This is a genomic window from Nocardioides thalensis, assembly GCF_013410655.1.
GTDB classification, from domain to species: Bacteria; Actinomycetota; Actinomycetes; order Propionibacteriales; family Nocardioidaceae; genus Nocardioides; species Nocardioides thalensis.
Genome location: NZ_JACCFP010000001.1, coordinates 2,863,515 through 2,881,639, shown reverse-complemented (window position 1 = coordinate 2,881,639; position 18,125 = coordinate 2,863,515). Strand labels below are relative to the sequence as shown.

At 72.0% G+C, this 18,125-nt stretch carries 18 protein-coding genes, 1 tRNA gene and 1 pseudogene; 15 read left to right on the top strand and 5 right to left on the bottom strand.

The window, feature by feature from the left end; genetic code table 11:
* Both HNR19_RS22855 and HNR19_RS14070 read left to right on the top strand, forming a co-directional pair.
* On the top strand, positions 1–492 hold the full coding sequence (locus HNR19_RS22855; protein WP_179668505.1) for a MarR family transcriptional regulator: 492 nt from the start codon (positions 1–3) through the stop codon (positions 490–492).
* Between the two features lie 42 nt (positions 493–534).
* The gene (locus HNR19_RS14070; protein ID WP_179668504.1) at positions 535–1,365 is read left to right on the top strand and encodes an oxidoreductase; all 831 of its coding nucleotides are present in this window, start codon (positions 535–537) and stop codon (positions 1,363–1,365) included.
* Positions 1,366–1,389: 24 nt separating this feature from the next.
* Here HNR19_RS14070 and HNR19_RS14065 read toward each other — a convergent pair whose 3' ends face one another.
* The 5 genes and pseudogenes from HNR19_RS14065 to HNR19_RS14045 form a co-directional block, all read right to left on the bottom strand.
* Complete coding sequence (locus tag HNR19_RS14065) at positions 1,390–1,689, bottom strand: hypothetical protein (RefSeq protein WP_179668503.1); 300 nt, start codon at positions 1,687–1,689, stop codon at positions 1,390–1,392.
* Between the two features lie 120 nt (positions 1,690–1,809).
* Entirely contained in the window at positions 1,810–2,556 is a 747-nt protein-coding gene (locus HNR19_RS23580) for an HNH endonuclease signature motif containing protein (RefSeq protein WP_343047187.1), read from the bottom strand.
* A 116-nt stretch (positions 2,557–2,672) separates the two neighbouring features.
* Positions 2,673–3,215: pseudogene (locus HNR19_RS23575) on the bottom strand (DUF222 domain-containing protein); the annotation flags it as partial.
* Between the two features lie 209 nt (positions 3,216–3,424).
* Positions 3,425–4,573, bottom strand: a complete 1,149-nt coding sequence (locus tag HNR19_RS14050) for an MFS transporter (RefSeq protein ID WP_179668500.1) — start codon at positions 4,571–4,573, stop codon at positions 3,425–3,427.
* Positions 4,574–4,610: 37 nt separating this feature from the next.
* A tRNA-Arg gene (locus tag HNR19_RS14045) sits at positions 4,611–4,683 on the bottom strand.
* Between the two features lie 106 nt (positions 4,684–4,789).
* On the opposite strand from HNR19_RS14045, the gene argS reads away from it, so the two are divergent.
* From argS to HNR19_RS13980, 13 genes are all read left to right on the top strand, one after another.
* Positions 4,790–6,445 carry an arginine--tRNA ligase gene (gene argS / locus HNR19_RS14040; protein WP_179668499.1) on the top strand — a complete coding sequence of 552 codons (1,656 nt, stop codon included), beginning with the start codon at positions 4,790–4,792 and terminating at the stop codon, positions 6,443–6,445.
* Positions 6,446–6,461: 16 nt separating this feature from the next.
* Positions 6,462–7,856, top strand: coding sequence for a diaminopimelate decarboxylase (gene lysA, locus HNR19_RS14035; protein WP_179668498.1), 1,395 nt, complete (start codon positions 6,462–6,464; stop codon positions 7,854–7,856).
* A gap of 6 nt (positions 7,857–7,862) precedes the next feature.
* Positions 7,863–9,176, top strand: a complete 1,314-nt coding sequence (locus HNR19_RS14030; RefSeq protein ID WP_179668497.1) for a homoserine dehydrogenase — start codon at positions 7,863–7,865, stop codon at positions 9,174–9,176.
* Between the two features lie 2 nt (positions 9,177–9,178).
* A complete protein-coding gene (thrC, locus tag HNR19_RS14025; RefSeq protein WP_179668496.1) occupies positions 9,179–10,246 on the top strand; it encodes a threonine synthase in 1,068 nt (355 codons plus the stop codon).
* Positions 10,247–10,248: 2 nt separating this feature from the next.
* Complete coding sequence (thrB, locus tag HNR19_RS14020; protein WP_179668495.1) at positions 10,249–11,160, top strand: homoserine kinase; 912 nt, start codon at positions 10,249–10,251, stop codon at positions 11,158–11,160.
* Positions 11,161–11,392: 232 nt separating this feature from the next.
* Positions 11,393–13,060, top strand: a complete 1,668-nt coding sequence (gene rho / locus HNR19_RS14015) for a transcription termination factor Rho (RefSeq protein WP_425490733.1) — start codon at positions 11,393–11,395, stop codon at positions 13,058–13,060.
* Between the two features lie 109 nt (positions 13,061–13,169).
* Positions 13,170–13,382: a 50S ribosomal protein L31 gene (gene rpmE, locus HNR19_RS14010; RefSeq protein WP_179668494.1), complete on the top strand. Its 213-nt coding sequence runs from the start codon at positions 13,170–13,172 to the stop codon at positions 13,380–13,382.
* 129 nt (positions 13,383–13,511) lie between these two features.
* Positions 13,512–14,588 (top strand): peptide chain release factor 1, encoded by a 1,077-nt coding sequence (gene prfA / locus HNR19_RS14005; protein WP_179668493.1) that lies wholly within the window; start codon positions 13,512–13,514, stop codon positions 14,586–14,588.
* Positions 14,585–15,427 (top strand): peptide chain release factor N(5)-glutamine methyltransferase, encoded by an 843-nt coding sequence (gene prmC / locus HNR19_RS14000; RefSeq protein ID WP_179668492.1) that lies wholly within the window; start codon positions 14,585–14,587, stop codon positions 15,425–15,427. Before prfA ends, prmC begins: the two co-directional genes overlap by 4 nt.
* A gap of 28 nt (positions 15,428–15,455) precedes the next feature.
* Positions 15,456–16,133, top strand: coding sequence for an L-threonylcarbamoyladenylate synthase (locus HNR19_RS13995; protein WP_179668491.1), 678 nt, complete (start codon positions 15,456–15,458; stop codon positions 16,131–16,133).
* Positions 16,133–17,296 (top strand): MraY family glycosyltransferase, encoded by a 1,164-nt coding sequence (locus HNR19_RS13990; protein WP_179668490.1) that lies wholly within the window; start codon positions 16,133–16,135, stop codon positions 17,294–17,296. The genes HNR19_RS13995 and HNR19_RS13990 overlap by 1 nt, the downstream gene beginning before the upstream one ends.
* Positions 17,297–17,338: 42 nt before the next feature.
* Entirely contained in the window at positions 17,339–17,836 is a 498-nt protein-coding gene (locus HNR19_RS13985; protein WP_179668489.1) for a hypothetical protein, read from the top strand.
* 30 nt (positions 17,837–17,866) lie between these two features.
* The gene (locus HNR19_RS13980; protein WP_218910257.1) at positions 17,867–18,118 is read left to right on the top strand and encodes an AtpZ/AtpI family protein; all 252 of its coding nucleotides are present in this window, start codon (positions 17,867–17,869) and stop codon (positions 18,116–18,118) included.
* The last annotated feature ends 7 nt before the right edge of the window (positions 18,119–18,125 follow it).

Genomic DNA, 18,125 nt, shown 5'->3' with positions numbered 1-18,125 from the left:
GTGGCCGAGCGACGGACGAGACGTGAGCCGGAGGCCCGCGCCGAGGACCTCGGGTGGAGCCTCGGCGTGCTGCTGCGCGGCTTCCGCGAGTCGGTCGCGCCGCGGCTCGACGACCTGCCCCAGGGCGCGCGCGGCTACGAGGTCCTCTGTGCGGTGGTGAACGGCGACCACCCGAGCCAGCTGGCCCTGGCGCGCCACCTCGGCATCGACCGCACCGTGATGACCTATCTCGTCGACGACCTCGTCGAGGCCGGGCTCGTCGAGCGTCGGCCCAACCCCACCGACCGGAGGCAGCGCCTGGTCGTCGCCACCAGAGCAGGGGAGGAGCTGGTGGCGACCCGTTGCGCCCAGGTCGCGGAGGCGGAGGCCGAGCTGCTGCACGGCCTCGAGCCCGCGGAGCGCGCGCAGCTGCGGCGGCTGCTCGACAAGGCGGCGGGAGCGGCGGGCGGCGTCGACCGCGCGGCCGTCTGCGAGACCATCGCCGACAGCTGAGCGGCGGTTCCCGAGGCCCGTCCGGGCTGCCATGATCCCGGCATGACGAAGACCGTGCTGATCACCGGCTGCTCCTCCGGCATCGGCGAGGCGACCGCACGGCGCCTGGCAGACACCGGCTGGGACGTCTGGGCCAGCGCCCGTCGCCCCGAGACCCTGGACCGGCTGGTCGCCGCCGGGTGCCGGGCCGTCCGGCTCGACGTGACCGACGAGGCCTCGATGACGAGCGCCGTCGACACCGTGCTGAGGGAGTCGGGTCGGCTCGACGCGCTGGTCAACAACGCCGGCTACTCGCAGTCGGGCGCGGTCGAGTCCCTCGACGTCGACGCCGTGCGGCGCCAGTTCGAGACCAACGTGTTCGGCCTGCTCCGGCTGACCCAGCTGGTGCTGCCGGCGATGCGGGAGCAGCGGTCCGGCCGGATCGTCAACATCGGCTCCATGGGCGGCAAGATCACCTTCCCGGGCGGCGGCGCCTACCACGCGTCGAAGTACGCCGTGGAGGCCCTCTCCGACGCGCTCCGCTACGAGGTGTCGGGCTTCGGCGTGCGGGTCGTCCTCGTCGAACCGGGCCTGATCACCACCAATTTCGACGCCGCCGTCGCGGCCGGCATGCCGGAGGGGGAGGGGCCGTACGCCGCGTTCAACGCCGACGTCGCGCAGGCGACCACGGCGGCGTACGACGGTCCGCTCGCGCGGTTCGGCGGCCCACCGGAGGCGGTGGCGAAGGTGATCGAGAAGGCGCTCACCGCGAAGCGACCCAAGCCTCGCTACACCGTCACGCTCTCGGCGCCGGCGGCGATCCTCGCGCGCCGGGCGCTCGGCGATCGAGGCTGGGACCTCGCGATGCGGGCGCAGTTCCCGCGCCCGAGCTGACCTTGCCGGCGCTCGGCGGCCCGGTCACACCGAGCCGATGACTTCGACGAGGTACAGGGCCGCGAGGAGTGCGATCGGCATCAGCGCCGCGATCCCGCAACCGAGAGCGGTGCGGGGCATCCGACGCCACAGCGCGAGCGCCGGCAGCGCGAACGCCAGTCCGAGACCGGACGGAATCCCGACCACGAGCGGGAGGAGGTAGCCGAGTCCCGCCAGTCCGGAGTCGCCAGCAGTCGCGATGTAGCGGTCGGTCTCCGCCCACATCCACACCGCGGCCACTGCTCCCGGAACGGCGAGAACGAGCGCGAGAGAGGCGAGGACCACCGGAGCTCGGCTCGGGCGAGCTGGCAACGGTGGGGGCGCGGCAGTTCTCATGCCTCCACGGTGCTCGCCGCGTCGCGGATGCGCATGAGTGCGGATGCTCAACCTGAGACGTCGCTGCCCTCAGGCCGCGTTCGGTGGTCTGGCTCGGGCGGGTGCGAAGGACCATCGGTCGCTGGTGTCGATGGGTGGTGGTGGTGTCCACACGGGTCTGCCGGTGTCGTCGTCGATGGTGACGGTCCAGGGGGTGCGGTGGATGGCGGTGTGGTGTTTGCGGCAGAGCAGGATGAGGTTGTGCAGGGCGGTGGTGCCGCCGTCGGCCCAGTGGTGGATGTGGTGGGCGTCGCAGGCGATGGGGAGGCGGTTGCAGCCGGGGAAGGCGCAGTGTCGGTCGCGGAGCACGAGGGCGTTCCAGATCGGGGTGGGGACGGTGCGGGTGGTGCGGCCGATGTCGAGGATCTGCCCGGGGGTGCCGAGGACGGTGGGGATGATCTCGGCGGCGCAGGCCAAGCGTCGTACCGCAGTGGCGGAGAGCCGGTCGCCGGAGGGGAGGAGCCCGTCGGTGTCGAGGTGCCCGGTCCCGGTGAGGCGGGTGGTCAACGCGTCGAGCGATGTGGTGATGGTGATCCGGGCGGTGGTGCCGTGGGCGTGGGGTAGTGAGTCGGTGGCTTGGAGGCGGCGGGCGGCTTCGACGAGGGCGTCGAAGAGGCGGGCGCCGGACTCGCGGGGATCGCGGCCGTCGTGGCGGCAGTCGGGGTCGGGACACCCGTGGCTGATCCGCTGGCCGGTCTCGGGGTCGCGCCACTTCTTGGCGTCGGGTTCGCCGCCGCAGGCGCCGGGCTCGGTGACCACGGGAGCGGCCAGCGGCATGAGGGCGGTTTTGACGAGCTCGGTGTCCTCGGCGGTGCCGTAGCCCTTGATCTTGTAGCCGCCGAGCTTGTCCTTGTGAAGGTGAGGAACCGGGCGCGGTGGGCGGAGCGTTCGGCCTTGTCCTTCTCGGTGTCCCACGCCAGGAGGGTGCCGTCGGGGTCGAGGTCGTGGATCACGTCGGTGATGTCGTGGTCGAGGTCGGTGGCATCACGCTGCTCACCGACCGCCAGCTCCAGCAGCTTGCCGGCGGCGGCCGCCCGGAGGTCGTCGACGTGGGGGAGCTTCGCCACGTTGGACCCGATCACGCTGGCTTGGGCCAGGGACACCTCCCCGGCGGCCATCGCCTCCCGCACGTGGGGGAGGTCGGCGGTCTGCTTCGCCACGCGCAGGTAGGTCGCGCCGGTGCCTTTGTGGCCGCCCAGGAGATGGGTGAGGAAGTCCTTCGTCGTGGCCCAGCCCAGCTTGTCGGCGGCGCCGGTGGCCTCCAGCTGCTCGGCGACCTCGACCAGGGCCGCGTCGGCGTACGCCCGGATCCGCGCGATCGCCACCGCGGCCTCAGGAAGCAGGGAGTCCTCGACCTGGTCCCACTGCCCACCGGCGAGGTCCGCGCACGCCTGGACCGCGGCTGCGGCCGTGTCGAGCGCGGTGGTGGAGGTCATGCGCTCATCCTATCGAACAAATGTTCGATTCACAAGAGTGATGGATGCCGCCTTTGGAGGATCTACTCCGCCTGCCCGGCGCCGACTCGCGACCGCGGCCAGTCGGCAACCTCCCTCGTGCCCAGCCGCTTGAGCCGCAACCACCTCGGCCCCGATTGCCGACTGCGATACGAGTGCCGAACGAGTTCAGTTGGGCTCGCGGGTGGACCTCAGTCCCTCACCGGCGTCGCCCGGCAGTGCTCCCGGTGCGCCTCGAGCCGCTCGCGCCGACGGGTCGACGGCGGGCAGAACGGCAGCGCGGCGGCTGTCGCAGCCGCCGCGCCCAGGAGGGCCACGGCGTGGCCGCTCTCCTGGATCACCACTCCGGCGAGCGAGGGTCCGACCAGGGTGCCGACCGTCAGCGCGGCGCTGACCGCGGCGAGGCCCGCGGCCGGGTGGCCGGCGAAGACCTGCGCGGACCAGATGCCCTGCGCGGCGATCACCGAGGCGTAGAAGGCGCCGAACGACACGGCCGCCACCAGGGCGAGGGCCAGTTGGGCCGTGGCCACGGCGAGCAGGCCGAGCGACGCAGCGAGCAGCGCCGTCGCCGCGAGGTAGCCGGACCGCAGGCCGGTGTGCGCGAAGGCCAGGCCGCTGATCGACCCGAGCAGGCAGGCGGCGCCACACGTCGCGTAGACCGCCCGCGATGCCGTGGACCCGAGGTCGGCGTTCTGCATCGCGTCCACGCTGAAGGCCCACCACACCGAGCTGCCGATCCCGACCAGCACCGCGGACAGGAGGAGGGGGCGCGACCTCGGACAGAAGAACCAGGTCACGCTCAGCTGCGGGCGGCGGAGCCCGTCGTCGTCGCGCGCGGGCGCCAGGCGGGTCGCGGCGACGCCCACGACGACCGCGATCGCCACGAACCCCGCCCACGCCAGCCGCCACTGGTCGCCGGCCACGATCGCGACCGGCCCGGCCAGTGCGACGCCCCAGCCGGTGCCGGAACTGATCGTCGACCACACCACGTCCCGGCGCTCGGCGGGGACGTGGCGGTCGACGATGTCGGCGTACGGCGGGAACGCGAAGCCGGACGCCGCGCCGCCCACCAGGACCCCGACCCCCAGGACGGCGACGGTGTCGGCGACGGCGATGGTCGCCATCCCAGCGACGGCCGTCGCCGCCGCGAGGGCGACCGCGGCCCGTGGTCCCCAGCGCTCCGTCACCTGCACCACCGCGACGTTGGCGACCAGGTAGGACACGTAGGTCGCCGAGGACACCAGTCCGGCTGCGCCGGCGCTCATGCCGAGGTCGGTGCGCATCTCGGGCAGGAGCAGCCCGTAGCCGTAGCGGGCGAGACCGAACGTCACGGCGATCATCGCCGTGCCTGGCAGCAGAACAGCCTTGGTGTTCGTGCGCCCTCGGCAGGATTCGAACCTGCGACACCTGGTACCGGAAACCAGTGCTCTATCCCCTGAGCTACGAGGGCAATCACGCCGCCATCCGGCCCGAGAGGGCGTCGTGCGGCGCGGTGAGGAACCTTACCGGTCGATATCGGTGCGAGAGAAACCGGAGCCCGCCGATACGCTTGACCGGTGACCCCCGAGCAGCTCTCCGCCACTGTCGTCGACGCCCTGACGGCACTCGTCCAGCGGGGTGACCTCACCCTCGCCGACGGCGTGCCCGCGCAGGTGACGGTGGAGCGACCGCGGCAGAAGGGCCACGGCGACTACGCCACCAACGTCGCGCTCCAGCTCGCGAAGAAGGCCGGCACCAACCCGCGGGCGCTCGGCGACCTGCTCGCCGCGCAGCTGCGCACCGCCGACGGCATCGGCGACGTCGAGGTCGCCGGCCCCGGCTTCCTCAACATCACCGTCGACGCGGGTGCCCAGGGGCAGGTGGCGGCCGACATCGTGGCCGCCGGCGCGGCGTACGGCTCCTCCGACGCGTTCGCGGGCGAGAAGATCAACCTCGAGTTCGTCTCGGCCAATCCGACGGGGCCGCTCCACATCGGCGGCGTCCGGTGGGCGGCCGTCGGCGACGCGCTCGGCCGGATCTTCACGATGACCGGCGCCGAGGTGACGCGGGAGTACTACTTCAACGACCACGGCTCGCAGATCGACCGGTTCGCGCGGTCCCTGCTCGCGTCGGCCAAGGGCGAGCCGGCGCCGGAGGACGGCTACGGCGGCGACTACATCCGCGAGATCGCGGACGCCGTCGTCGCGGAGCGGCCCGACGTGCTGCAGCAGCCCGCCGAGGAGGCGCAGGAGACCTTCCGCGCGCTCGGCGTCGACATGATGTTCGCCGAGATCAAGAAGTCGCTCCACGACTTCGGCGTCGACTTCGACGTCTACTTCCACGAGGACGAGCTCCACAAGAGCGGCGCCGTCGGCCACGCGGTCGACCGCCTGCGCGAGCTCGGCAACATCTACGAGAAGGACGGCGCCCTCTGGCTCGCCACCGAGAGGTTCGGCGACGACAAGGACCGGGTGGTCATCAAGTCCGACGGCAACGGCGCCTACCTGTCCGGCGACCTGGCCTACTACCTCGACAAGCGCGAGCGCGGCTTCGACCGCTGCTTCATCATGCTCGGGGCCGACCACCACGGCTACGTCGGCCGGATGATGGCGATGTGCGCGGCGTTCGGCGACACCCCGCACGTCAACCTCGAGATCCTCATCGGCCAGATGGTCAACCTCCTCAAGGACGGCGAGCCGCTGCGGATGTCGAAGCGCGCCGGCACCGTCGTCACGATCGACGACCTCGTCGAGGCGATCGGGGTCGACGCGGCCCGCTACGCCCTGGCGCGCTACCACGCCGACAGCCCCATCGACATCGACCTCGACCTGTGGGCCCGGCAGACCAACGACAACCCCGTGTTCACGGTCCAGTACGCCCACGCGCGGATCGCCAGTCTGCTGCGCAACGCGGCCGACCTCGGCCTCGAGCACGAGTCGCACCCCGAGCTGCTCACCCACGAGAAGGAGGGCGAGCTGCTCCGCGCGCTCGCCGAGTTCCCGCGGGTGGTCAAGGCCGCCGCGGAGCTGCGCGAGCCGCACCGCGTCGCGCGCTACCTCGAGGAGCTGGCCGGCACCTACCACCGGTTCTACGACAACTGCCGGGTCCTGCCGATGGGTGACGAGGAGGCCGGCGACCTGCACCGCGCGCGGCTGACGCTCGTCCACGCCACCCGGGTGGTGCTCGCCAACGGCCTCGACCTGCTCGGCGTCTCGGCGCCCGAGCGCATGTGACCGGGAGAGCGAGCAGATGACCCACGAGGCAGGTTGGGCGCACGCGCCCGGAGCCCTGCGCGGACCCGCCTGGCTGCAGCCGCCGCGCGACGTCAACGCCCTGGTCCCGCTGCTGTGGTCGTCGACCGCGCACAAGGACGCGAACGGCGACCTCGTCGTCGGGGGAGTGCCCGTCGCCGACCTGGTCGCCGAGCACAACACCCCGGCCTACGTCCTCGACGAGGACGACTTCCGCGGCCGGGCGCGCGCGTTCCGCGACGCTTTCGCCGGGTGGGACGTCTACTACGCCGGCAAGGCATTCCTGTGCACGGCGGTCGCACGCTGGATCGCCGAGGAGGGTCTGAGCCTCGACGTGTGCTCGGCCGGCGAGCTGACCGTCGCGCTGCGCGCGGGCTTCGACCCCGCCCGGATTGGCTACCACGGCAACAACAAGTCGGTCGCCGAGCTCCGGCGCGCGGTGGCGGAGGGCGTGGGTCGGATCGTCGTCGACTCCTTCCAGGAGATCGAGCGGCTCGAGATGATCACCGCCGACACCGGCATGACCGCGCGCGTCATGGTGCGGGTCACCGCCGGCGTCGAGGCGCACACGCACGAATACATCGCGACGGCGCACGAGGACCAGAAGTTCGGGCTCTCGATCACCTCCGGCGACGCGTTCGAGGCCGTACGGCGGCTGCAGGCCTGCGCCGGGATCGAGCTGCTCGGCCTGCATTCCCACATCGGCAGCCAGATCTTCGACGCCTCCGGCTTCGAGGTGGCGGCCCGCCGGGTGCTGGCGCTGCACGCGCGGGTGTCCGACGAGCTCGGCGTGACCATGCCCGAGATGGACCTCGGCGGCGGCTTCGGCATCGCCTACACCACCCAGGACGACCCGTCGGACCCCGCGCAGCTGGCCACCGAGATGGGAAAGATCGTCGAGCACGAGTGCCGCGCCCTCGGCATCGACGAGCCGCGCCTGTCGATCGAGCCCGGCCGCGCGATCGTCGGTCCCGCGATGTGCACCGTCTACACGGTCGGCACCGTCAAGCCGGTCACCCTCGATGCGGGCGCGGTCCGCACCTACGTCAGCGTCGACGGCGGCATGAGCGACAACATCCGCACCGCCCTCTACGACGCCGACTACTCCTGCACGTTGGCGGCCCGCGGCTCCGACGCGCCGCCCGTGCTCGCGCGCGTCGTCGGCAAGCACTGCGAGGCCGGCGACATCGTGGTCCGCGACGAGTTCCTGCCCTCCGACGTGGGGCCCGGCGACCTGATCGCGGTCCCCGGCACCGGCGCCTACTGCCGCTCGATGGCCTCTAACTACAACCACGCGCTCCGCCCGCCCGTGATCGCGGTGCGGGACGGGGTCGCGCGCGTCGTCGTACGACGCGAGACTGAAGACGATCTCCTGGCTACGGATGTGGGTTGAGTTGTGATGACGGAGGGTGAGAAGCCCCTGAAGGTGGCCGTGCTCGGCTGCGGCGTCGTGGGCTCGCAGGTGGTGCGGCTGATCCACGAGCAGGCCGACGACCTCGCCGCGCGGGTCGGCGCACCGGTCGAGCTCGCCGGCGTCGCCGTACGGCGCCTCGACGCGCCGCGTGACATCGACGTGCCGGCCGACCTGCTCACCACCGACGCCGCCGGCCTCGTCGCGCGCGACGACGTCGACGTGGTGGTCGAGGTGATCGGCGGGATCGAGCCCGCGCGCTCGCTGATCCTCAGCGCTCTCGAGAACGGCGCGTCCGTCGTGACGGCCAACAAGGCCCTGCTCGCCGAGGACGGCCCGACCCTTTACGAGGCGGCCGAGAAGGCTGGCCGCGACCTCTACTACGAGGCCGCCGTCGCCGGGGCCATCCCGATCGTGCGACCGCTGCGTGAGTCGCTCGCCGGCGACAAGGTCACGCGGGTGCTCGGCATCGTCAACGGCACCACCAACTTCATCCTCGACAAGATGGACGCGCAGGGGAGCGGCTTCGAGGACGCCCTCGAGGAGGCCCAGGCTCTCGGTTACGCCGAGGCCGACCCGACCGCCGACGTCGAGGGCTTCGACGCGGCCGCGAAGGCCGCGATCCTCGCCAGCCTGGCGTTCCACTCCCGGGTCACCGCGGCCGACGTCCACCGCGAGGGCATCAGCGACGTGACCGCCGCCGACGTGCGCTCGGCCGCCGACCGCGGCACCGTCGTCAAGCTGCTCGCGATCGCCGAGCTGCGCGAGAGCGAGTCGGGCGAGGAGGCCGTGAGCGTCCGCGTCCACCCGGCGATGATCCCGAGGTCCCACCCGCTCGCCAGCGTGCGCGAGGCGTTCAACGCGGTCTTCGTCGAGTCCGAGGCCGCGGGACAGCTCATGTTCTACGGCCCGGGGGCCGGCGGCGCGCCGACCGCGAGCGCGGTGCTCGGCGACCTGGTCACGGTGGCGCGCAACCACCGGCAGGGCACCCGCGGGGTGGGCGAGTCGGCGTACGCCGACCGCGCCGTCCTGCCGATGGGGGAGACGCCCACCCGCTACCACGTGGCGATCGACGTCGACGACCGTGCGGGCGTGCTCGCCGCCGTCGCCAACGCTTTCGCCAAGCACGACGTGTCGATCCAGACGGTCCGCCAGGAGGGCCGCGGCGACGACGCCCAGCTGGTGGTCGTCTCCCACGAGGCGACCGACGCCCGGCTCGCCGCGACGGTCGAGGAGCTGCGCGGCATGGACATCGTTCGCGACGTCACCTCGGTGATGCGTGTGGAAGGGACCGACGAGTGAACGTGACCCAGGGGACCCACCAGTGGCGCGGCGTGATCGAGGAGTACCGCGAGCTCCTCGACATCCCCGCCGGCACCCCGGCGGTGACGCTGCGTGAGGGCGGCACGCCGCTCGTGCACTCGGAGTGGCTCTCCGGTCTGACCGGTGCGCAGGTCTGGCTCAAGGTCGAGGGCAGCAACCCGACCGGCTCCTTCAAGGACCGCGGCATGACCGCCGCCATCTCGGTCGCCGCCGCCGAGGGCGCGAAGGCCGTGGTCTGCGCGTCGACCGGCAACACCTCGGCGTCGATGGCCGCGTACGCCGCCAAGGCCGGCCTGACGCCGGTCGTGCTCGTGCCCGAGGGCAAGATCGCCGCCGGCAAGATGGCGCAGGCGGTGCTGCACGGCTCGCGGCTGATCCAGGTCCGGGGCAACTTCGACGACTGCCTGCGGATGGCGCGCGAGATGGCATGGAACTACCCGGTCGCCCTCGTGAACTCGGTCAACCCGGTGCGGCTCGAGGGCCAGAAGACCGCCGCGTTCGAGATCGTCGACTTCCTCGGCGACGCTCCCGACTACCACCTGCTGCCGGTCGGCAACGCCGGCAACGTCTCGGCGTACTGGCTCGGCTATATGCAGTACGCCGCGCTGGGGCGGGCGTCGAAGAAGCCCGTGATGCGCGGCTTCCAGGCCGAGGGCGCGGCGCCCCTCGTGACCGGCGAGCCGTTCCCCGACCCCGAGACCAAGGCGACGGCGATCCGCATCGGCAATCCTGCGTCGTGGAAGCTGGCCGAGGCCGCCCGCGACGAGTCCGGCGGCCGGTTCGCGTCGGTCTCCGACGCGCAGATCCTCGCGGCGCAGCAGGAGCTCGCCCGCCACGACGGCCTGTTCGTCGAGCCCGCCTCCGCGGCCGGCATCGCCGGGCTGCTGCAGGAGCTCGCCGGCGGCGCGTCGTACACCGGGGCCACCGTGGCGATCACGGTGACCGGCCACGGCCTCAAGGACATCGCGACCGCCCTCGAGGGGGTCGTCCTCCCCGACACCGTGGTGGACGCCGAGGTCGACGCGGCCGCGACCGCCGCTGGACTGTAGGCGTGAACGGCTTCGCCCCGGGAGTCGCCCGGGTGTCCGTGCCCGCGACCTCGGCCAACCTCGGCCCCGGCTTCGACGCGCTCGGGCTCGCGCTCGGCCTCCGTGACCGGCTCGAGGCCGAGGTCACCGACGACGGCGTCGTGATCGAGGTCGAGGGCTTCGGCGCCGAGGACGTGCCGCGCGACGAGTCGCACCTCGTCGTCCGGTCGATGTACGCCGCGTTCGAGGCGCTCGAGGTGAAGCCCGCCGGCCTGCGGCTGTCCTGCGTCAACGTCATCCCGCACGCGCGCGGGATGGGGTCGTCCTCCGCGGCGATCGTCGCCGGCGTCTGGCTCGCGCGCGAGCTGGTCGCCGGAGGTCGGCTGCTGCTCGACGACGCCGCCCTGCTCGACCTCGCGGCGCGGATCGAGGGCCACCCCGACAACGTCGCGCCCGCGCTCCTCGGTGGCTTCACGATCTCGGGACAGGACGCCGACGGTTCGTTCTACGCCGTCCCGGGGGCGGTCGACCCGCGCGTCGGTGCCGTCGTCTTCATCCCGCCGGAGCCGGTGTCGACGGCGATGGCGCGCGGGCTGCTGCCCGCCGAGGTGCCGCACGCGGACGCGGCCACGAACGCCGGCCGCGCCGCGCTGCTGGTCGCCGCGCTCGGAGGGCGGCCGCAGGAGCTGCTGCGCGCGACCGAGGACCGGCTGCACCAGGACTACCGCCGGCCGGCGATGCCCGCCAGCCTCGAGCTGGTCGAGACGCTGCGCGCGGACGCCGTACCCGCGATCGTGTCGGGCGCGGGGCCGACGGTCCTGGCGTTCACCGACACCTCCGACCGCGACCGCATCGCGGACCTCGTCGACCGCTGCCCGGAGGGTTGGACGGCGCTCGACCTCGCGGTCGACATGCGCGGCGCCACCGCGTGGTGACGGTGGTACATTGAGGCCGCTCGGCTGATCAGCCGTGCAGCGCGACACCGGATCGATCCGATACGCGCATTCAAACTCCCTCGCCCCGACCCGCACCTGTGCGTGCTCGTCCGTCGGGGCCACCGATACGTGGGAAGGACCTCACGTGACCGAAACGACCGAATCCGCCGCGGCGCCGGCCAAGAAGCGCTCCGGTGGACTCAACTCCATGCTGCTCGCCGACCTCAAGGCGATGGCAGGCGGCATGGGCATCGCCGGCGCGAGCAGCATGAAGAAGGCGCAGCTCGTCGAGGCGATCAAGGGCGCGCAGGCGGGCCAGTCCGGCCAGCAGCGCCCCGCGGCGGAGGCCAAGCCCGCCCAGGACAAGCCGGCCGAGCAGAAGGCCGCGTCCGAGCAGAAGGCCGCGTCCGAGCAGAAGCCCGAGCAGAGCGCCGAGCCCGAGAAGAAGACCGAGCCGGAGCAGCGTGCCGACGACCAGCGGGGTGGCAAGCAGGACGGCGGCAAGAAGGACCAGCAGGACGGCGGCAAGAGGGCCGGCGGCCAGAAGGACCAGAAGGACGAGCGCCAGAAGGACCAGAAGGACGAGCGTCAGGACGGCGCGCGTCAGCAGAACCAGCAGGGGCAGCAGAACCAGCAGGGCCAGCACGACGACGACCAGGGCGACGGCGAGGGCGGCAGCCGCCGCAACCGGCGCCGCCGCGGCCGCGACCGCGCGACCCGCCAGGGCGGCCGCAACGAGCCCGACCCGGTGATCCTCGAGGACGACGTCGTCGTCCCGGCCGCGGGCATCCTTGACGTGCTCGACAACTACGCGTTCGTCCGCACCAGCGGCTACCTCGCTGGCACCGACGACGTCTACCTCTCGCTCTCGATGGTGCGGAAGTACGGCCTGCGCCGCGGCGACGCGATCGCCGGCCAGGTGCGCCAGCCGCGCGAGGGCGAGCGCCGCGAGAAGTTCAACCCGATGGTGCGCATCGACAGCGTCAACGGGATGGAGCCCGAGCAGGCCAAGAACCGCGTCGAGTTCAGCAAGCTCACCCCGCTGCACCCCAACGAGCGGCTGCGGATGGAGACCGGCCCCGACAACCTGACGGGCCGCGTGATCGACATCGCCGCGCCGATCGGGAAGGGCCAGCGCGGCCTCATCGTCGCGCCCGCCAAGTCGGGCAAGACCATGATCCTCCAGGCGATCGCCAACGCGGTGACGGTCAACAACCCCGAGTGCCACCTGATGGTCGTGCTCGTCGACGAGCGACCGGAGGAGGTCACCGACTTCGAGCGCTCGGTCAAGGGCGAGGTCATCTCGTCGACGTTCGACCGCCAGCCGGTCGACCACACCACGGTCGCCGAGCTCGCGATCGAGCGGGCCAAGCGCCTCGTCGAGCTCGGCCACGACGTGGTCGTCCTGCTCGACGGCATCACCCGCCTCGGCCGCGCCTACAACCTGGCGATGCCCGCGTCGGGCCGGATCCTCTCCGGAGGCGTCGACTCCGCCGCGCTGTACCCGCCGAAGAAGTTCTTCGGGGCCGCGCGCAACATCGAGAACGGCGGCTCCCTCACCATCCTCGCCACGGCGCTCGTCGAGAGCGGCTCGAAGATGGACGAGGTGATCTTCGAGGAGTTCAAGGGCACCGGCAACATGGAGATCCGGCTCAGCCGTGAGTTCGCGGAGAAGCGGATCTTCCCGGCGATCGACGCGGTCGCGTCGGGCACCCGCCGCGAGGAGCTGCTCCTCAGCGACGAGGAGCTGCAGATCGTCTGGAAGCTGCGCCGGGTGCTCGCCGGCCTCGACGGCCAGCAGGCGCTCGAGCTGCTGGTGCAGCGGCTGAAGAAGACGCACTCCAACATCGAGTTCCTGATGCAGGTGCAGAAGAACACGCCGGTGCCGGAGGCGAAGTAGCGATTCGTCTCCCGCTCGCCGTACCCCGTAGACTTGTGGGTCGGCCCCGGTTCACGCCTGCATCCCGCACGGCGACCCGGGAGACCCTTGAAACCCTTGTGAGGAATCCATGAAGAAGGACATCCACCCCGACTACGTGGTCACCCAGGTCACCTGCACCTGTGGCGCGCAGTTCATCACGCGCAGCACGGTCGCGTCGGGCTCGATCCACTCCGACGTCTGCTCGCAGTGCCACCCGTTCTACACGGGCAAGCAGAAGATCCTCGACACCGGCGGTCGCGTCGCGAAGTTTGAGGCAAAGTACGGCAAGAAGCAGTCCTGACCTCCCAGCGCCGCCCGGCACGCACGCTGGCTGCGTTGTCGTCAGTCGACGGCCCGCTTCGCTTGAAGGCCGCCTCCTTCCTCCGCCTTGCCATCGCACGCACCGAACGACGCTGGAAGGCCAGGCAGAGTGAGTGCATTTGACGCAGTAGAAGGTCTGCTTGCTGAGCATGCGGACCTGGAGCAGAAGCTCGCTCTGCCAGAGACGCACGCTGACGCCCGGCTCGCGCGTACCCTCAACCGGCGGTACGCCGAGCTGGGCGCCATCATCGGCGCCTGGCGCGAGTGGCAGCAGTACGGCGAGGACGCCGGCGCCGCTCGCGAGCTGGCCGCCGACGACCCGTCGTTCGCCGACGAGGTCACCGCGCTGCTCGAGGGGCAGGAGGCGGCCGCCGAGCGGCTCCGCCGGCTGCTCGTGCCGCGCGACCCCACCGACGACAAGGACGCGATCCTCGAGGTGAAGTCGGGGGAGGGCGGCGAGGAGAGCGCTCTCTTCGCGGGCGACCTGCTGCGGATGTACACCCGCTACGCCGAGCGGCGCGGCTGGAAGACCGAGGTCATCGACGCCACCGAGTCCGACCTCGGCGGCTACAAGTCGGTCACGGTCGCGGTGAAGGGCGGGAGCAGCGAGCCCGGCCAGGCGCCGTTCGGGCTGCTGAAGTTCGAGGGCGGCGTGCACCGGGTGCAGCGGGTGCCGGTCACCGAGTCGCAGGGCCGGATCCACACCTCCGCCGCGGGTGTCCTCGTGCTGCCCGAGGCCGAGCAGGTCGACGTCGAGATCAACGACAACGACCTGCGCATCGACGTCTTCCGCAGCAGCGGGCCCGGAGGCCAGTCGGTCAACACCACTGACTCCGCGGTGCGCATCACGCACCTGCCCACCGGCATCGTCGTCAGCTGTCAGAACGAGAAGAGCCAGCTGCAGAACAAGGAGCAGGCGATGCGCATCCTGCGCGCGCGGCTGCTCGCCGCCGCCCAGGAGGAGGCCGACGCCGCCGCCGGTGAGGCCCGGCGCAGCCAGGTGCGCACCGTCGATCGCTCCGAGCGGATCCGCACCTACAACTTCCCGGAGAACCGCATCTCCGACCACCGCACCGGCTACAAGGCCTACAACCTCGACGCCGTGCTCGACGGCGACCTCCAGCCGGTGCTCGACTCAGTGGCGGAGCTGGACATGGCCACGCGGCTGGCGGCGCTGGAGTCGTGACCTCGCGACGCGACCTGCTGCGCGCAGCGCGGCAGACGCTCGCCGCCGCCGGGGTCGCGAGCCCCGATCACGACGCGGCCGTGCTGCTCGCTCACGTGCTCGGCACGAGCAAGAGCGGGCTCGCCCTCGTCACCGACGTCACGGCCGAGCAGGCCGCCGCCTTCGACGAGCTCGTCGTACGGCGCTCCGCCCGCGAGCCGTTGCAGCACCTCACCGGCGTCGCCTACTTCCGCCACGTCGAGCTCGCCGTCGGCCCCGGCGTCTTCGTCCCCCGGCCCGAGACAGAGCTGCTCGCCGGCTGGGCCATCGAGCAGGCGGGCGCCGGCACCGTCGTGGTCGACCTCTGCACCGGATCGGGCGCGATCGCCAAGGCGGTCGCCGACGAGGTGCCGAGCGCTCGGGTCCACGCCGTGGAGCTGTCCGAGGACGCACACGCGTGGGCGGAGCGCAACCTCGCCGGCAGCGGGGTGGACCTGCGCCAGGGCGATGCGTTCACGGCGTTCGACGACCTCCTCGGCGAGGTCGACGTGCTGGTGTGCAACCCGCCGTACGTGCCGCTCGAGGCGTGGGAGTCGGTGGCGACCGAGGCGCGCGACCACGACCCGCACCTGGCCCTCTTCTCCGGGCAGGACGGCCTCGACGCCATCCGCCTGCTCGAGGCGCGCGGCGCCGTGCTCCTCAAGGAGGGCGGGGTGATCGGCGTCGAGCATGCCGACGTCCAGGGGGAGTCCGCGCCGGCCGTGTTCGCCGCCACCGGGCGGTGGCAGGAGGTCCGCGACCACGAGGACCTCGCGGGCCGCCCCCGGTTCCTGACCGCGCGGCGTGCCCCGGTCGGCTGACCGCGCCGGGCGGTGCGAGGATGGCCGGGTGACTGCCCAGCGCTTCGCCACCGTCGACCCGGCGTCGCCCGAGGACGTCGAGGCCGCCGTCGACGCGGCCAGCCTCGCGATCCAGCGGGGGCGCCTGGTCGTGCTCCCCACCGACACCGTCTACGGCATCGCCGCCGACGCATTCGACTCCGGCGCCGTCCAGCGGCTGCTCGACGCGAAGGGGCGGGGCCGTGACATGCCGCCGCCCGTCCTGGTCGGCAGCGCCGGCACGCTCGACGCGCTCGCGAGCGACGTGCCGCCGTACGTCCGGCCGCTCGTCGACGCGTTCTGGCCCGGGCCGCTGACCGTGGTGTGCCACGAGCAGTCCTCGCTCCAGTGGGACCTCGGCGACACCCGGGGCACCGTCGCGGTGCGGATGCCCGACCACGAGGTCGCCCGCAAGCTGCTCGACCGCACCGGACCGCTCGCCGTCAGCTCGGCCAACCTCACCGGCCACGACGCGGCGACCGACGCCGACCAGGCCATGGAGATGCTCGGCGAGAAGGTGGCCGTCGTGATCGACGGCGGCACCACGCCCGGCAACGTGCCGTCCACGATCGTCGACGCGACGGGGGACCGGCCCCGCCTGCTGCGTCTCGGCGCGATCAGTGTCGAGCAGCTCGACGAGGCGCTCGCCGAGCACGCGGTGACCGTCGAGACCGACGAGACGGGCTGATGCGCGAGTACCTCGTCGTCTTCCTCGTCGCCGCGGCGGTGACCTACCTGCTCACGGTCGTCGCGCGCGAGATCGCCGTGCGCACCGGAGCGGTGGCCAAGGTGCGCGACCGCGACGTCCACGACGAGCCGATCCCGTACCTCGGCGGGCTGGCGATGCTGGGCGGCCTCTTCGGCGCGTTCCTGGTCGCGCGCGAGCTGCCGTTCCTCTCCACCTCGGCCCCGTGGGTGTTCGAGGACGCGCTGTCGGTGCTGGTCGCCGGGGCGCTGGTCTGCGCGGTCGGGGTCATCGACGACATCTTCGAGCTCGACGCGCTGACCAAGTTCGGCGGCCAGGTGCTCGCGGTCGGGGTCCTCGTCTACTCCGGCATCCAGTTCCGCTACTTCTACTACGCCAACGGCGAGCAGTTCTCGCTCGATCTCGCCCAGGGTGCGCTGCTGACGGCCTTCCTGGTCGTCGCCACCGTCAACGCGGTGAACTTCATCGACGGCCTCGACGGGCTGGCCGCCGGCGTCATCGGCATCAGCGCGGTGGCGTTCTTCCTCTTCGCCTACACGCTCTCCTACGCCAACGACGTCACGCGAGCGACCACGAGCGCGCTGCTGTCGGCGGCGCTTGCGGGCGCGTGCGCCGGCTTCCTCGCCCACAACCTCCATCCGGCGCGCCTGTTCATGGGCGACAGCGGCTCGATGCTGCTCGGCCTGGTGCTGTCCGCCACGGCGATCACCCTGACGACGCAGTTCGGCCCGGGCGACCTGACCAAGGGGGCCGGGGGCGGGCGGTCGAGCATGCTGCCCGTGCTGCTGCCTGCGGCGCTGCCCGTGCTGATCCTGATTGTCCCGCTCGCCGACCTCGTGCTCGCCGTCGTACGACGCACGTGGGCCCGCCGCTCGCCGTTCGCCCCCGACAAGCAGCACCTGCACCACCGGCTGCTGGAGATCGGGCACTCGCAGGGGAGGGCCGTCCTCATCATGTGGCTGTGGGCCGGGTTGATCGCGTTCAGCACGGTGTTCGCGAGCCTCTACACGGGGGTGGCGGTGTGGATCGGCGTGGCCGTCGCGTTCGTCGTCACGGTCGCCCTGACCTTCGTGCTCCCGGTGGTGCAACGTCCCGGGAAAGTGGGTACCGAAGGCCCCGATGCGGAGCCCTCCGGGACTTTGTGATAACTTTCACGAGCACCGACCAACGACCAGAACGGCCGCCCGATGCAGACGACCGAACGCACCGCCAGGCGCACGACGCCGCTGGTCGTCGCGGCTCTCGTGACGGTCGGTCTCGGTGGTGCGCTCGCCGTTGTCGCGGCCCTCACGCAGGGCAGCGCAGCGGCGTACGGCGCCCTCGTCGGCACCGTGATCGCGGTGGGTGTCTTCGCGTTCGGCGCGTTCGCGGTCGACGGGGTGTCCAAGCTGATGCCGGTCGCCTCGCTGCTCGTCGCGCTGCTCACCTACACGTTCCAGGTGCTGTTGATGGCGCTGGTGTTCGTGGCGGTCAACCGTTCCGGCCTGCTCGACTCGACCCTCGATCGCGTCTGGCTCGGGGGAGCGATCATCCTCGGCGCGCTGACCTGGTCGTTCGTGCAGATCTGGGCCACCTCGACCGCCCGAATCCCGGTGTTCGACGAGCCCGCTGAACGCCCGGTGAACACGGCGTCGAACACGGCCGATGAGGCTCACGCCCACGCGACGGAGGGCGGTGCAAGGTGAGGCGAACCTGCTGCTATTGTCCGGGGCGCAATGAGTCAGCCCGACGAGAAACCGAAGGGCGACCCGTGGCATGCGTTCGGCTACATCGTGGCCGGGGTCGCTTTCTACGGGCTGCTGGGCTGGCTCGCGGACAGGTGGCTCGGCACCCGCTACCTGGTGGCGATCGGCATCCTGGCCGGCGCGGCGATGGGCATCTACATGACATTCGCACGCTTCCGGCAGGAGCCGCCCGATGAGCCCGGCTCCCCACAAGCACAGTCAGACCCGCAGGACACGGAGTAAGGAGACC